The organism is Flavobacteriales bacterium, assembly GCA_020635795.1.
Taxonomy (GTDB): domain Bacteria; phylum Bacteroidota; class Bacteroidia; order Flavobacteriales_E; family Vicingaceae; genus Vicingus.
On record JACJZD010000005.1, the window covers coordinates 108839 to 124712 of the forward strand.

Annotated in this window: 14 protein-coding genes; 11 read left to right on the forward strand and 3 right to left on the reverse strand. The window is 33.9% G+C overall.

Annotated elements, in window-relative coordinates:
- Positions 1-34: 34 nt before the first annotated feature.
- The 3 genes from H6589_11570 to H6589_11580 all read right to left on the reverse strand — a co-directional run bounded on the left by H6589_11570 (position 35) and on the right by H6589_11580 (position 4604).
- Complete coding sequence (locus tag H6589_11570) at positions 35-1072, reverse strand: hypothetical protein (protein ID MCB9175237.1); 1038 nt, start codon at positions 1070-1072, stop codon at positions 35-37.
- Complete coding sequence (locus H6589_11575) at positions 1069-1554, reverse strand: RNA polymerase sigma factor (protein MCB9175238.1); 486 nt, start codon at positions 1552-1554, stop codon at positions 1069-1071. The genes H6589_11570 and H6589_11575 overlap by 4 nt, the downstream gene beginning before the upstream one ends.
- Before the next feature lie 131 nt (positions 1555-1685).
- Complete coding sequence (locus H6589_11580; protein ID MCB9175239.1) at positions 1686-4604, reverse strand: insulinase family protein; 2919 nt, start codon at positions 4602-4604, stop codon at positions 1686-1688.
- 528 nt (positions 4605-5132) lie between these two features.
- Here H6589_11580 and H6589_11585 point away from each other — a divergent pair.
- The 11 genes from H6589_11585 (at position 5133) to H6589_11635 (ending at position 15761) form a co-directional block, all read left to right on the forward strand.
- Positions 5133-6077, forward strand: coding sequence for a hypothetical protein (locus H6589_11585; GenBank protein MCB9175240.1), 945 nt, complete (start codon positions 5133-5135; stop codon positions 6075-6077).
- Positions 6078-6110: 33 nt separating this feature from the next.
- Positions 6111-6446: an MGMT family protein gene (locus H6589_11590; GenBank protein MCB9175241.1), complete on the forward strand. Its 336-nt coding sequence runs from the start codon at positions 6111-6113 to the stop codon at positions 6444-6446.
- Between the two features lie 34 nt (positions 6447-6480).
- Complete coding sequence (locus tag H6589_11595; GenBank protein MCB9175242.1) at positions 6481-8097, forward strand: tetratricopeptide repeat protein; 1617 nt, start codon at positions 6481-6483, stop codon at positions 8095-8097.
- Positions 8098-8191: 94 nt separating this feature from the next.
- Positions 8192-9316, forward strand: coding sequence for an Mrp/NBP35 family ATP-binding protein (locus H6589_11600; protein MCB9175243.1), 1125 nt, complete (start codon positions 8192-8194; stop codon positions 9314-9316).
- 32 nt (positions 9317-9348) lie between these two features.
- Complete coding sequence (locus tag H6589_11605) at positions 9349-9603, forward strand: NifU family protein (protein ID MCB9175244.1); 255 nt, start codon at positions 9349-9351, stop codon at positions 9601-9603.
- A gap of 69 nt (positions 9604-9672) precedes the next feature.
- A complete protein-coding gene (locus H6589_11610; protein MCB9175245.1) occupies positions 9673-11799 on the forward strand; it encodes a S9 family peptidase in 2127 nt (708 codons plus the stop codon).
- Between the two features lie 417 nt (positions 11800-12216).
- Complete coding sequence (locus H6589_11615; protein MCB9175246.1) at positions 12217-12774, forward strand: ORF6N domain-containing protein; 558 nt, start codon at positions 12217-12219, stop codon at positions 12772-12774.
- 58 nt (positions 12775-12832) lie between these two features.
- Positions 12833-13921, forward strand: a complete 1089-nt coding sequence (locus H6589_11620) for a YcaQ family DNA glycosylase (GenBank protein ID MCB9175247.1) — start codon at positions 12833-12835, stop codon at positions 13919-13921.
- Between the two features lie 182 nt (positions 13922-14103).
- The gene (locus tag H6589_11625; GenBank protein MCB9175248.1) at positions 14104-14424 is read left to right on the forward strand and encodes a carboxypeptidase-like regulatory domain-containing protein; all 321 of its coding nucleotides are present in this window, start codon (positions 14104-14106) and stop codon (positions 14422-14424) included.
- Between the two features lie 100 nt (positions 14425-14524).
- Positions 14525-14992 carry a toxin-antitoxin system YwqK family antitoxin gene (locus tag H6589_11630; protein ID MCB9175249.1) on the forward strand — a complete coding sequence of 156 codons (468 nt, stop codon included), beginning with the start codon at positions 14525-14527 and terminating at the stop codon, positions 14990-14992.
- An 85-nt stretch (positions 14993-15077) separates the two neighbouring features.
- Positions 15078-15761, forward strand: a complete 684-nt coding sequence (locus tag H6589_11635) for a response regulator transcription factor (GenBank protein ID MCB9175250.1) — start codon at positions 15078-15080, stop codon at positions 15759-15761.
- Positions 15762-15874 lie beyond the last annotated feature (113 nt).

A 15874-nucleotide genomic window follows, 5' to 3' on the forward strand; every position in this document is an offset into this window, starting at 1 on the left:
TTAACTCATTTTAAAAGTTACAGCTCAATAAAAATTATTTTCTGATTTTTCTTGAAATGGAGAATCCACCGATGTTTAAAGCATATTCTTTTACCTCTCCACCTTCGTTTTCGGCAGTTTCTACTTCGGCATTTTTACCCAAAACTTTAGCTACAACATTTGCTGCCACCAATTCGGTTGAGTTGTTTTTTACCTCATTTTCAAGTAATCGTTTTTGAGCCTCTTTTTTAAGTAATTCCGATACCGATAAATATTCTTCTTGTTCTTTTGGTGTTTTTACCTCAGCAACAAAAGGCTCTATTTCGATGTATTCCTTTTTAGGAGGATTGATGGTGATATATTCCTTTTTTGTTGGTTCACTACTTTTTACCTCAATAACTTGAGGTGTTGATTTAACAGCTTGTTTTTGCTGTTTCGTTTTTACGCTATTATTAGCCAATACATTGTTTGAATTCGTTTTATTGTTAAATGATATCGAGTTATTAAGCTCTTCATTAACATCAGTATTATTTGGCGTTATTTGTTTTGGTGTTGATTCTTCAATCGTTTTTATATTATTTACTGGAAACATTCTGGTATCTACTGCAAATTGGTTTTCATCTCCAGTAATAAAAGGGCTTAAGGTAAACGCAACAACAAGCACAGCAGCCACACTCGAATACCAATAGTATAAAGGAATAACTTTTGTTTCTTTTTGTTTTAATACTGCTTTATCAGCAAAAATAATTGTTGCTGGTTTTAAAATCGTTTTTTGGTAATTCGCAAAAAGTGTTGCATATGCTGGTTTTTCATCAATAACATCAAAAAGTTCTTGTGTCTCTTGAGAAGAATTTAATCCTTCTATTTCAGCAATCATTAAATCTTCAATTGCAATTTTTTTAAGATTTTGTTTATCGTTAAACGTATTATTTTCAACATTTAACGAAACATTTTCAAACACTTCCAATTCCGCTTTTACTGCAGGATTTTGCTCCAAAAACAACATCAGCTCCGCTACCATATCGGGCGATAAGTTTTGCTCGACATAGTCGAGCAAATAAGCTTCGTAGTTATTTAAATTGATGTTACTCATAATACTTGTTCAACACTTCCTAAATATTGTTGTAAAAATTTTCGTCCTCTAAAAATGTACACTTTAACTTGTGACTCCGTTAATCCTGTTATTTCAGCTATTTCATCGTATGCATAACCTTCATAATCTCTTAATAATATCACCGATTTTTGGTCGGCAGGCAATTGGTTCAACGCTTGTTCTAAAACCTCTTGTAATCCTGTATATTGATTTGTTGTGGTTAAATTATTCTCCACAACTTCATTAAAATTTCCTTGTTTTTTTTCTCTTCTGGTTAAATCAATAAAGGTGTGATAGGCTGTGGTAAACAAGTATGATTTTTCTTTTCCAGGCTGCACCTCATCTTTTTTTAACCAAAATTTTTCGAAAGTATCTTGCACCACATCTTTGGCCCTCTCCTCGTCTCTAGCGTTTTTGAGAATAAAGCGATACAGATTATCGGAATAATCGTCTACACATTTATTAAATTCCTTAACCGTCAATGTTTTGTTAGTGTTTTGGGTACGACGAACTAATAGTTACAAAAGTTACACCTAAGTTAAAATTTTTTATTTTACTCAACAAAAAAGGCGGTTTATTGTAAACCGCCTTTTCAATTAAATGTGTGGATGAATTAATACCCAAAAATCTCTTCAAGCGTTAATTCTTTGTATTCTCCTAACGATTGTAAAACCTCTTTGTTTACCAATTTTTTGTTTCCAATAACCAAGTAATTGTAGTTTCTGTTTTTTACGTTTTGATCAAAGAAAGCCTTTAAATCTTTGATTTCCATTTTCTGAACTTTTTCATAAATGTCTTTATTGATGTCGTAATCTCTACCCAAATCTTTCGCACTTAAATATCTCCAGAAAATACTCGCTTGTTTAGTTCTACTGGTTTCAATTTTTTTAAGTGCTGCCAATTTCGAACCATTAAACTGATCAGTAACCTCAGGCATGTTGTTCATTAATTCTAACATTGCTTTAGCTGCATCGTTTAATTTATCTACTTGAGTTCCCACGTAAGCTTGAACGTAATGTGAACGATTTGCTTTTCTCGGGCTTGTATAAGCAGCATAAGCTGAGTATGCTAATGCTTTCGATTCACGTATCTCTTGAAATACGATTGACGATAAACCAGAACCAAAATATTCGTTAAACAAACTGATAACTGGAACATCGGCATTGTTGAATGGTTTTACTTTCGATAACATCAACATTTCAGTTTGAACCATATCGTAATCAACAAAATAGACCTTATTTTGAGTTGTTTCTAATTCTGTAAACTCATTCGCTGCAATTAATGGTTTTAAGGTTGCTGGCGTTTTATGGTTTTTCTCAATAATTGATTTTGCTTCGTTTTGCTCTTTAGTACCAAAATAGTACACATAATGTTCAAAACTGGTCAGTTCTTTAATTTTGGTAACTAACTTATTTATATCAATGGTTTTAAGGTCGTTTGCGCTAATAATATGTTTTACTGGAGAGTTTTCACCGTGCTTACCATAATTAGCTAACCCTTCGTACATAATTGCCCACTTACTTAACTTGTTATCTCCACGTTCTTTTAAAATTCCTTCTACTAAATTATCAAATGCTTCTTGGTCGGGTTTAACGTTTGCCAAAATGTGTTCAAACAATTTAATACCATCTTCAAACGATTCATCTAAACCAGAAAGAGATACATAAACACGTTCTTCAGCCGCATAAACACTATAGTTCAACCCTTTCTTAAACAATTCTACTTGCAATTCATTTGCACTGTATTTATCTGTTCCTAAAAATTCTAAATACTCAACCGCCAAAGCCATTTCTCTATCACTAAACGAACCCATGTCTAACATGTATTGTAAACTAAAAGTTTGGTTAGAAGTATTTTTTACATAGTAAAACGGAATGCCCGAAGCCAATTTTTCTTGTTTAACGGTTGCAGCATAATCATCAAAAATTGGCGTTAAACGTGTTGCTTCCATTTTTTCAAATTGTTGAGCAAAAACAGAAGCAGTATCTCTGTTTAATTGAACTTGAGTAATAGCTGGTTTCTCCACCTTCGGATTGTTGGTTTTACCGTGTCGTTTGTAAACTACTACATAGTTGTTTTTTAAGTATTTGTTAGCAAAATCCACCAATTGTTGTTTATTTACTTTTTCTAGTTTTGCATTGGCGTTTACTACGTCGCTCCATTGTTGACCCAAAATAAACGCGTTGGTCATTTTGTAAGCTCTTGATGAATTGTATAAATTGTTTTGTTGGTCTTCTAATTTGAAGTTTTTAATCGCTGCAGGCAACATCCATTCTTCAAAATCACCTTTTTTCAATTTTTCAATTTCTGCAATTAACAAGTCTTTTACTTCTTCTAGTTTTTGACCTTCACGAGGATTTCCACTCAACTGAAAAGTAGCATAATCTCTATTTACATCGCCATAAGCATAAGCCGATAATATTTTTTGAGATTTAATAAGGTCTAAATCCATCAAGCCTGCTTGACCATTAAACAACAATGAATTTAACAAAGGCAACATGAACATATCATCTGCAGCAACACCTGGTAAACGATACCCAATATTTACCCATTCAGCATCACTACCAACAACCGAAACTTCCTCAGGAGCAGTCATTTCTTCTTCAGGCTCAAAGGTAAAAGCAGGCACTTCTTTTTTCTTGTAATCACCAAAATACTTGGTAATCAAATCAATGGTTTGGTCAGGGTCAATATCTCCAGCCAAAATAATCGCCATGTTGTTTGGTACGTATCTTTCGCTAAAATATTGGTGAATTTTTTCCATCGAAGGATTTTTTAAATGTTCGCTTGTACCAATGGTAGTTTGTGTTCCGTAAGGGTGTTTTTTAAACAAATGTTTAGCCATTGTTTCATACGACAACCAATAATCGTTATCAACACCTCGGTTGTACTCTTCATAAACAGCTTCTAATTCGGTGTGGAATAAACGCAACACCAATTCACTAAATCTTTCCGATTCAATCGACAACCATTTTTCAAATTCGTTGGAAGGAATGTCATTAATGTAAACCGTTTGCTCAACCGAAGTATAAGCATTGGTTCCTTTTGCTCCAATTGAGCTTATCATTTTATCGTATTCGTTTGGCACCGCATATTGAGCTGCAATACCCGATAAACTATCAATTTGATGATAAATGGCTTTACGTTCAGCTTCATCAGTAACACTTCTTCTTTTTTCGTACAAATCAGAAATTTGTTGAAGCACCACTTTTTCTTTTTCCCAATTAATGGTTGCAATTTTTGATGTGCCTTTAAACACCATGTGTTCTAAATAATGAGCCAATCCTGTTGCATCTGCGGGGTCTTGTTTACTACCCGTGTTTACTGCAATATTAGTTTGAATACGTGGCTCGTCTTTGTTAATCGACATGTACACTTTTAAACCATTGTCTAAAGTATAAATCAAGGTATTTAAATCATCTCCTTCTACTTGTTCGTATTGGTATTTGTAGCTTGTTTCGGCTGCTTTTTCTTTACAAGAAAATTGAAACAATACAATTGTTGTAATAACTAATAAGCTTATTTTTTTCATAGGTTATATTTTTAAAAGAGTAAAATAACGCTAATTTTTCCAATCAAGTGTGTTTCAGCAGAAAACTAATTTTATTTAGCAAACACATAATTTAACATTAAATTAATATTGGATGTCTAAAAGCTATTTAGCTTTGCTCAATAATTCTTTGCTATGCATTTATTGTTAGTTGTTTTATTCAAACTGATTTTTTGTCAATCTTTTGACGATAATTCTAACATAAAAGCGAATAATTTTTCTGTTAATATTTTTAAAAGTGGACAAATAGAACAGTCTAGTGCTATTCCCGTTAACAATGAACAAAGACAAGAAAATTTTACAAAAATTATTAAGGTATTATACCATAAACCTAATTACAAATTTTCAGTATTTAAGTTTGATTGCTCAATTGTTCCCCAACAAAACAATCATCTTCATTTAACTTCTTATATTTTCCAACAATTAAGATTGTAGCCACTTGAGTTTGCTTCTTTCTCTTACCTAAAGAAAGACGAATAAAATTCAAGTACAAACTCAATCTTTTTTAAAATGGAACAAATTATTTTACTTATCGGTTTTTGTTTAGCGTCATATTCTGTAATCGCAAACGATGCCATACAAACTTTAGGAACTTTTATTAGCTCAAACATTAAACGACCATGGTGGGTGTTGTGGTTATTTGCAGGTTCAATATTAACTGCTACCTTACTGTTGGGGTGGTATATAAATAATGGCGATGTCGCTTATGGCCGTTTAGATGAAATTCCTTATCCTGAAAACATTAATTGGTGGTATGTTTTACCTCCCCTAATTTTATTGGTGGTTACTCAATTTGGTTTGCCCGTAAGCACCACTTTTTTGGTTTTGAGTGTGTTTTCTTCAACACAGGTAATTGAAAAAATGTTGTTGAAATCAGTAATTGGTTATTCGGTTGCTTTTGCTTTTGCTATTGGGGTTTACTTTATTATTGCAAAATATACTGAAATTGAAAAAGTTGATAACAAAGACAAAAAACTACATTGGAGATGGGAAGCTTTACAGTGGATTTCAACGAGTTGGTTGTGGATACAATGGTTGGTTCAAGATTTTGCAAATATTTATGTTTTCTTGCCACGAGAGCTCTCTTTAAATTATTTGTTACTATCGCTAGGTTTTATGCTGTTAGTTGTTGGTTTAGTTTTTAAAATGGGAGGTGGAAAAATCCAAAAAGTAGTTACACAAAAAACCAACACAGAAAATATCCGCTCTGCAACAATTATCGACTTGGTATATGCTGTAGTATTATTTGTATTTACTGTTGTTAATCCAATACCAATGAGTACTACATGGGTTTTTATAGGGATTTTGGCTGGTAGAGAATTTGCTATTATGCTTCGACACGATAAAAAGGCGGTTAAAATTGCAAGAAAAAAAGTGATGTTCGACTTGTACAAAGTAAATGCAGGTTTAATCATTAGTATTTTAGTAGCCTTTGTAATTCGATATTTTAACTAAAAGATTAAGGTGTTTTCCATTAACTTTACTGCAATGGAAAACGCCGATTTTTTTCAACTGGTATATCAAGTTGCTCGTGAAATTCCTCAAGGAAGAGCAACCAGTTATGGTGCTATTGCAGCATATTTAGGCGCGAAAAGAGGTGCTCGAATGGTGGGTTGGGCAATGAATAATGCTCACAATCAAACTCCGCCAGTTCCAGCTCATCGTGTAGTAAATCGTAATGGTATGCTTTCTGGAAAAAACCATTTCGAAAACCCTTTTCATATGCAAGCATTGTTAGAGCAAGAAGGTTTAACGGTAATCAACGAACAAATACAAGATTTTGAAACCATTTTTTGGGATCCGATGAAAGAATTGGAGTTGTAATAATATCTATTTTATTACATTTACTGAGTAAAATATGAAAAATCAACTCATTACAATTCAGCTAATTTTTTTACCCTTTTTGGGTGGTTTTTCTTTTGCCCAATCTCCAATTGTTGATTCTTTAAAAATAGAATTAAGCAAAGCCAAACACGACACTACTCGCTGTAATATCTTAAACCAAATGGTTGAAGAAGAATTGGACGATGAACTCTGGCCAAAATACAATGAAGAATTGAAGCAACTTGCAGAAAAAAACCTTAAAAACAATCTTTCTCTAGAGTTAAAAAATATATATAATAAAAATTTAGCCACAGCATTTAACAATATCGGGTACCTAAATGCCTCTAACGGCCAAATGGCTGATGCCATTGAGAACTACTTAAAATGTATTGAAATTCAGAAAAAGATAAACGCAAAAGAAGACCTTTCTTCTACACTAAGTAGTGTTGGTAATGTTTATAGAAAAAGTGGGGATTACCCTAAAGCATTAAAATATTATAATCAAAGTCTAGCTATAAGCAATGAAATAAGTGATAAAGAAGGTGAGGCTAATTCCATGTATTTTATTGGATGGGTTTATGATAATCAAGGAGATATTACAACCGCTTTAGAGTTCTATATTAAGAGTTTAAAAATTCAAGAGCAATTAAAAAATACGGATGGAATGGCTCGTGCCATAAACAACATTGCCTACATATACAATAATCAAGGCGACACAAAAACCGCTATTGATTACTATTTAAAGAGTTTAAAATTATATACGGAAATTAACGATGTGGTTGGAGTTGCCTCAGCATTAAATAACCTTGGTAATATTTATGATAAACTCAATGATTTGTCTAAAGCTAAAGAGTATTACAATCAAAGCTTTGCAAAATTTAGTTCCATTCCATATAAAACTGGAATAGCATATACCTTGAATAACTTAGGAAATGTATGGTACAAAGAAGGTGATTTAAATAAAGCTTTTGAGTATTATACCAACAGTTTGGCTATTCGATTAGAAATAAAAGACATGCAAGGAGTAGCTATTACAAGTTCAAATATTGGTGAAATATACTATAAACAAAAAAATTTAATTGAAGCTCAAAAAAACTGTTTGTATGGGTTAACTGTTTCTCAAGAAATTGGTTATGCTTCGGGAATAAAAATGGCTTCGGGAATTTTGTATAAAATTTACGAAAAACAAAACAAAGGAATGCAAGCGTTAGAAATGCATGTTTTGTACATACAAATGCGTGACAGTATTAATAATATTGAAACTCAAAAAGCAGTGATAACTCAAGCAGCAAAACATACTTACGAGAAAAAAGCTGCAGAAGATAAAATTCGTGCCGATGAAGAGAAAAAATTAAATGAAATCAAACTAAAACAAGAACGAACACAACGCTACTCATTGTATGGTGGATTAATATTGGTTTTGGCATTTTCTGGCTTTATATACAGCCGTTTTAAAATTACTCAAAAACAAAAAATAGTTATTGAACAACAAAAAGCTGTGGTAGAAAAAGCGCATGTTTTGTTAGAGGAAAAAAATGAAGAAATTATTGCCAGTATTCGCTATGCAAAACGCATACAAGATGCATTGATGACTTCACAAAAATACATTACACGAAATATCGAGCGGTTAAAAAACAATTCCAATAACTAAATGTTCTCTTAATTTATATTTTAAAGGATTTAGGTCTTGTTTTAATCCCCTTTTTGATTGTTTCTTTTCGTAAATTTGCATAAAAATTATACCCATGGATTTTCAAGAAAAAGATATATTAGAAGCTTTAGGTTATGTAATAGAGCCCGATTTAAAAAAAGACATCATCACATTAAATTTAGTTTCAAACATTGCTATTGAAAACAATGTTATCAAGTTCGATTTACAAATTAACAACCCTGCAATGCACAACAAAAAACGTATTGTTGAGGCTTGCGAATTGCATTTAAGCAAAGTACTTAAAACACCTATAACAGCAGAAATAAATTTTTCTGCTATACCAAAAGCACCAGAAATGCCTAAAAGCAGCAAGGTGTTGCCACAAGTAAAAAACATCATTGCTATTGCTTCTGGCAAAGGTGGTGTGGGTAAATCTACCGTTACAGCTAATTTAGCGGTGGCATTGGCACAAAAAGGTTATAAAGTGGGATTGGTCGATGCTGATATTTATGGCCCATCCATGCCCTTAATGTTTAATGTAGAAGGTGAAAGACCTACTTCTGTTGAAGTAAATGGTAGAAACTTAATTCAACCTATTGAGAGTTATGGTGTAAAATTGCTTTCTATTGGCTTTTTTGCTGGTACCGACCAAGCTGTAGTTTGGCGTGGACCAATGGCTACCAAAGCGCTTTCGCAATTGTTTACCGAAGCAAACTGGGGTGAATTGGATTACATGTTAATTGATTTGCCTCCAGGAACTGGCGATATTCATTTATCATTAGTACAAACTGTTGCTGTAACTGGCGCAGTTGTGGTAAGCACACCTCAAAAAATGGCGTTAATTGATGCCCGAAAAGCGGTGGGCATGTTTAAGCTTTCTCAAATTAATGTGCCTGTTCTAGGGTTTATCGAAAACATGGCTTATTTCACACCAGAAGAATTACCAAACAACAAATATTACATTTTTGGTAAAGATGGTTTAAAAGAATTGGCAGAAAAAGAAGGCTTACCCTTGTTAGGCGAAATACCATTAGTACAAAGTGTTAGAGAAGCTGGAGATGTTGGTCGTCCAGCAGTATTACAAGAAAACACTCCTCAATCAAAAGCCTTTTTAGCCTTTGCTGATAAGGTAATTGAGCAGGTGGAATTACGTAACCAAGCTATGGAACCAACCAAAAAAGTAGAGATAACCACCATGTCTGGTTGTTCAACTAAATAAAAAGTTTAATTTTAACTACTTTATTTTCAGTTATGAATAAATCAGAAATAATAGAAAAAGTAAATCAAGCACTCGACCAAATTCGTCCGTTTTTGAACGATGATGGCGGAGATATTGAATTGATTGAAGTTACTGATGACTTTATGGTTAAAGTAAAATTATTGGGCGCTTGTAAAAGTTGTTCCATGAGCCCAATGACCTTAAAAGGTGGTGTTGAAGAATCTATTAAACGAGTGGTGCCTGAACTTAGAGGTGTTATTGCAATTGAAGACGAGGCTATCGTTTAGCCGAAACTATTCGTCATTACGAGAGAGGAACGAACAAAGTAATCTTTCAATAAATAGAAAATACAATTCATGAAAAAAATTATTTTCCCAAGCATGGTGGTTTTAACCCTATTTTCTTGTTCAGAACAAGAACAAAAAGTGAAAAAAACAGCTATAATTTATCCTGAAACCAAACAAGGCGATGTTATTGATAACTATTTTGGGTTTGAAGTTCGCGACCCTTACCGTTGGTTGGAAGACGACCGAAGTGCTGAAACAGAAGCTTGGGTAATTGCCCAAAACAAAGTAACCTTTGGTTATTTACATGCCATGCCACAGCGCGAAATTTTAAAAAACAGAATTTCGGCATTGTGGAATTACGAAAAAGTAGGCACTCCATTTTTTGAAGACGGTGTAAAATACTTTTACAAAAACGATGGTTTACAAAACCAATATGTATTGTACAGTCAAAAAGGTGAAGAAGCTGCACAGGTTTTCTTAGACCCGAACCAATTTTCAAGCGATGGAACAACCTCTTTGGGTGATGTAAGTTTCTCGAAAAACGGAAAACTATTGGCTTATTCCATTTCTGAAGGTGGTAGCGATTGGCGCAAAGTGATAATCATGAACGCCGAAACCAAAGAAATTTTAGAAGACACCTTGATTGATGTGAAATTTAGTGGCTTATCGTGGAAAGGAAACGAAGGATTTTATTACTCGAGCTACGACAAACCAAAAGGAAGCGAACTTTCGGCTAAAACCGACCAACACAAATTGTTTTACCACAAATTGGGTACAGCTCAAAAAACCGATGAATTGGTTTTTGGTGGAAAAACTGAACAAAAACGTCGTTATGTGGGTGGTTACGTTACCGAAGACGATAGTTATTTAATTGTTTCTGCTGCCGAATCTACTTCTGGCAATGAATTGTACATTAAAGATTTAACCAAACCAAACAGTGCAATTGTACGTGTGGTTGATAATTTTGACTCCGACAGTTATGTAATGGAAAACAAAGGTTCGAAATTGTTTATTTCAACCAACTTTAATGCTCCAAACAAACGAGTAGTAACCGTTGATGCAAAAAACCCAAAACAAGAAAATTGGGTAGATTTTATTCCTGAAACAGAAAACGTGTTGAGTCCTTCTACTGGTGCTGGATACTTTTTTGCACATTACATGAAAGATGCGGTTTCGCAAGTAAAACAGTTTGATTACGACGGTAAATTGGTACGTGAAATTGCTCTACCAGGCATTGGTACAGCAAGCGGTTTTGGTGGTAAAAAAGAAGATACTACCATTTACTTTTCGTTTACCAACTACAACACTCCTGAAAGCAATTATGTTTTAGCTCCAAAAACTGGCGAATCATCATTGTACTGGAGTCCGAAAATTGATTTTAACCCTGCTGATTTTGAATCGAAACAAACGTTTTATACCTCGAAAGACGGAACAAAAGTGCCGATTATTATTACGTACAAAAAAGGGGTGAAATTAGACGGTAAAAACCCAACCATACTTTACGGTTACGGAGGTTTTAACATCAGCATTACACCAAGTTTTAGTATTGCTAATGCGGTTTGGATGGAAAACGGTGGGGTTTATGCGGTTGCCAACTTGCGTGGCGGCGGCGAATACGGTAGAAAATGGCACGATGCAGGAACGCAACTTTTAAAACAAAATGTGTTCGACGATTTTATTGGTGCTGCCGAATTTTTGATTAAAGAAAATTATACTTCGAGTGATTACTTGGCGATAATGGGTCGTTCAAACGGTGGTTTGTTGGTGGGTGCTTGTATGACTCAACGACCAGAATTGTACAAAGTAGCTTTCCCGGGTGTTGGTGTTTTAGACATGTTGCGTTACCACACCTTTACTTCTGGTGCAGGTTGGGCTTACGATTACGGAACATCGGAGCAATCGGAAGAAATGTTTAAGTACTTGAAAAATTACTCGCCAGTACACAATGTAAAAAAAGGAACAAAATACCCAGCAACGTTGGTAACCACTGGCGACCACGACGACCGTGTTGTACCAGCACACTCGTTTAAATTTGCTGCCGAATTGCAAGCCAAGAACGATGGTGCCAACCCTACTTTAATTAGAATTGAAACCAATGCCGGACACGGTGCTGGAACTCCAGTTTCTAAATTAATTGATGCCAATGCCGATGTGTTGGGTTTTGCTTTTTACAATATGGGAATTGAGTTGAAATAATCTATTCATGATTAAAACAGTTTTCATTTATATAGATAAGTTAATATCCTATATTGTAGGGGCATATTTAATTTATTTACTCATTCTATTACCGTACACATTTAGTTCTTTTAATCTATTTCATTTTATTGGCATTTATAGCTTAACAATTATTTTATTATTAATAATTCTATTTTCTTTAAAAAACTCAAATAACAAGCTGTTATTCGTATTAAGATTGATTATTAACTATGTGTCTTTGTTGATTTTTATTGTTAGTTATTATCAATGGTCTTTGACAGGATTTGACCATTTTTAAATTATGAGAAATATCCCACTGCTACCCCCCCCGCTACCGCGAGTGTCCCGCTCGTGGGTTAAAGACTAAAACTACCAAAGCAATAAATAACTATATTTGAAAAAACATTGAAAAAAGCAATGGCAAAGAAGCAAGCAGCATTAGCAATACCAAAAGATATAATCTTAAGCAAGATTTTTGAAATTAGAGGTCAAAAAGTAATGTTAGATAGAGATTTAGCAGAACTCTACGATGTAAAAGCTATCCGATTACGTGAACAAGTAAAAAGAAACTTGGAGAAATTCCCAGAACATTTTATGTTCCAGTTAACTGAAAAAGAAACTGATAACATGGTATCGCAAAATGCGATACCTTCCAAACAACATCTTGGAGGTTATTTGCCTTACGTATTTACAGAGCACGGTGTGTTACAATTAGCAAATGTTTTAACAGGTACTAGAGCAACACAAATGAGTATTAAAATAATAGAGGTTTTTGTTAAAATGCGTGAAATACTCCTAACCCACAAAGATATTTTAGCAGAGCTGGAAACTATAAAACAAAAATTAGGTTCGAATAGCAACGATATTGAATTAATCTTTAACTATTTAAAGCAGTTTGAACAAGCTAAACAACAAGAATTTGAATACCAGAATAGAGAAAAAATAGGTTTTAAACCCACGAAAAAAGATAACTAATTCTCAAAAAATATTATCAATCAATCAAGCCCAACAACTTGCTTTACACAGCCAAGGTTTGTTAGGTGCTGGTTTTGGTAAAGGTAAAAACGGCGTTTTAACTGCTATCGAGCATTTGGGTTATGTGCAAATTGATACGCTTTCGGTGGTGGCTCGGGCACATCATCATACCCTTTGGAGTCGATTACCAGATTACGCAGAAGCATTCCTCAATGAATTACTTGAAAAAGACAAAACCATTTTTGAATATTGGAGCCACGCAGCATCGTATTTACCCATGTGCGATTATCGGTTTTCCTTACCACGTAAGCAATTGTTTGCATCAGGCAAATCACACTGGTTTGAACAAGATAAAAAACTAAACCAATACGTTTTAGACCGTATAAAAGCCGAAGGACCTTTACAATCGAAAGATTTTGAGCACAAACGAACATCGCCAGGCAACTGGTACGAATGGAAACCCGCCAAAAAAGCCCTAGAACAATTGTTTATGCAGGGCGATTTAATGGTGGCTAAACGACAAGGTTTTCAAAAAGTGTACGACATTGCTGAACGCGTTTTACCAAAAAAGGTAAACACCTCTACTCCAACTGAACAAGAATACGCCAAACATTTGATAAAAAAAACCATACAAGCTCATGGCTTGGTTGACGAAGCTCAAATAACCTACTTACGACCAAAAGCGAAAAAAGCAGTAACGAACACATTAAAAGAATTGGTAGAAAACAACGAAATAGTAGAAATAAGCATAGAAAACCAAAAAAACACCTTCTACTCCACCAAAGAGCAGTTAAGTGTTTTAAACTCGATTAAACCAACCGAAAACATTCATTTTTTATCTCCTTTCGATAATGCGGTGATACAACGCAAACGATTACAAACTTTATTCAATTACGATTACCAAATTGAATGTTATGTACCCGAAGCCAAACGAAAATTTGGTTATTTCTGCTTACCCATTTTATACAACAACCAATTTGTTGGGCGTTTCGACCCCAAAGCCGACCGCAAAACAAAAACTTTTCATGTAAAACAACTTTATTTCGAAAATGGCTTTAAACCCGATGCTAAATTTAATACTGCTTTTACAACAAAGCTGAACGAGTTTGCAGCATTTAATGGATGTAACAAGGTTGTTTTGCCATAGTTTCGTCATTGCGAGGCACGAAGCAATCCCACATTTTAAACAATAAGACTGCTTCATTTTACCCCAAAAGTAAAATTCGCAGTGACGTAAGTTCTTAACATAAGCTTAACAAATAGATAAAGATTTGTTTCCAATTATGATTAAAGTATGGCGTTACTTTGCATTGTAAAAATTAAGAAACTATGAAAAAACAAATCACCCTTATATTAATGTTAGCCTTAACCACAGGTTTATTCGCTAACAATAACAACGAAAACAAAGCAAAATTAGCTGTAGTTAAAGGAAAAGTGTTAGACCAACAAGAGTCGCTAACCGGCGTTAAAATTATGGTTGACAACGTTCCTACTACAGTTTATACCGATTTTGATGGTAATTTTATTTTAACCAACCTTACACAAGGAAAACACACCATAAGTTTTAGTATGGTTGCTTACGAAAACAAGGTAATTGAAATAGATTTAACCGAATCGCAAAACATTGAAGTTAAACTTGATTCAAAATAAATTACCCTCTTAAAAGATTAAAAACCTCGCTAACTGCGGGGTTTTTTTATAACTTTCAGTACTTTTTTTCGTACACTTACTCAATTAAAAAAATCATTTTATGAAAAAGTTGTGTTTTATACTTGCTTTATTAGCCTCTCCAGCCATTTTCTTTGCACAAGAAGTAACCAATAAAGAAGGAGTTTTTGTTGGAAATAATGGCGAAAAATATAGTGGAAATCTGGTTTCTTATTTTGAAAACGGAAACAAAGAATACGTGTATGAAATTAAAAATGGCATCCAGCACGGAAAAGCAGAATTTTTTTACTCTTCAGGAAAATTAATGGAAAGCGGAATGTTTGCTAATGGATTAAAAGCTGGTAAATGGACAAAGTGGTCGGAAAAAGGACTAAAACTGGCTGAAGCAAACTATACCAATGGCGAAAAAGATGGCACATGGATTATTTGGGATGAAAATGGTGTGAAAAGATATGAAATGCTTTACAACAAAGGACAAAGAGCTGGAGCATGGAAAAGCTGGGACGAAACCGGAAAAGAAGGAGAAACCAAAGTGTACACCTCCAATTAACTTCATTTAATACAACCTTAACCTTTAGTTAATCAATAAAATTGGGCATTGGCTTAATTTTCTGTTCTAATAACAGAGAATTAAAATGTGCCCTAAAGTTGTCATTATTTCTAATCATCCTACCGAACACAAAAAGTTGGAACATCTTTTAGTGCAAGAAGGGTATGAGGTTTTTCAGCTTTCAGCAATCAACGCTAAAAATGTAGCATTAATTGATAACATTGCTCCTCAAATTATTTTGCTTGAAATGGATTTGGGAGCTTACGATGGCATTGAGGTTTGCTACCAATTAAAAATTGAGAAGAAAATAGATGCGTTTATTGTAATTAATTCTACCCAAGAAGAAGATTACGTTCAAATTGAAGCTTTTAAAGCTGGTGCTGACGATTACATTATCAAACCCATTAGCAATAGGATTTTATTAAAAAAGATACAAGCATTACTGAACAGGTCGTCTCAAAAAACAATCAACAATAACATTAAAGGCACGTTAATGCACAACGACATTGTTGTTGATATTGATGAATATGCCGTATACAAAGGACAACAAAAGATTGAGTTGCCTCGAAAAGAGTTTGAGATTTTGTGTCTGTTGTTTAAAAATCCACGCAAAGTTTTTTCTAGAGACACCATTTACCAATCGGTTTGGGAAAACACAGAAAACTTAAACCCTCGAATTATTGATGTACACATTCGAAAAATTCGTGAAAAAATTGGTGATGAAATTATCCACACCATAAAAGGTGTAGGATATCAATTAGCAAAATAAAAACAGTTACTTCTTTATTGTGGGTTTAACCCGCAATCATTTTCCGAAAAATAGATTCCTGATGTCCGCTATCGCTACCTCAGGAATGACGAGAATTATATTACATTTAACTG